1 protein-coding gene is annotated in these 335 nt (G+C 70.4%); it reads left to right on the forward strand.

Annotation, left to right across the window (positions count from 1 at the left end; all coding sequences use genetic code 11):
* Positions 1 to 335, forward strand: a 335-nt coding sequence (locus tag DIE22_RS37940; protein WP_185640796.1) for a glycoside hydrolase family 3 C-terminal domain-containing protein, incomplete at both ends; no start/stop codon positions are given.

A 335-nucleotide genomic window follows, 5' to 3' on the forward strand; every position in this document is an offset into this window, starting at 1 on the left:
CTCGACGAGGAAGAGGACGTCGGCCCCTCCGTCTACCTGACGCCGGCCGCCGTCAAGCAGGCGATCGCGAACGGCTCGGTGTCGACCGCGCGTCTCGACGACATGGTGCGTCGCAAGCTGGCCGTGATGATCCGCGTCGGCGTGATGGACGACCCGGCCAAGGGCGGCGGCACGATCGATTTCGCGGCCGCGAACCGGTTCGCGCAGGGTGCCGCCGAGCAGTCGATCGTGCTGCTGAAGAACGACGGCAACCAGTTACCGCTGGCGGCGTCCGCACTGTCGCGCATCGCCGTGATCGGCGGCCACGCCGATGCAGCCGTGCTGTCGGGCGGCGG

The sequence above is a fragment of the Burkholderia sp. Bp9142 genome (genome assembly GCF_003853415.1).
GTDB lineage: Bacteria > Pseudomonadota > Gammaproteobacteria > Burkholderiales > Burkholderiaceae > Burkholderia.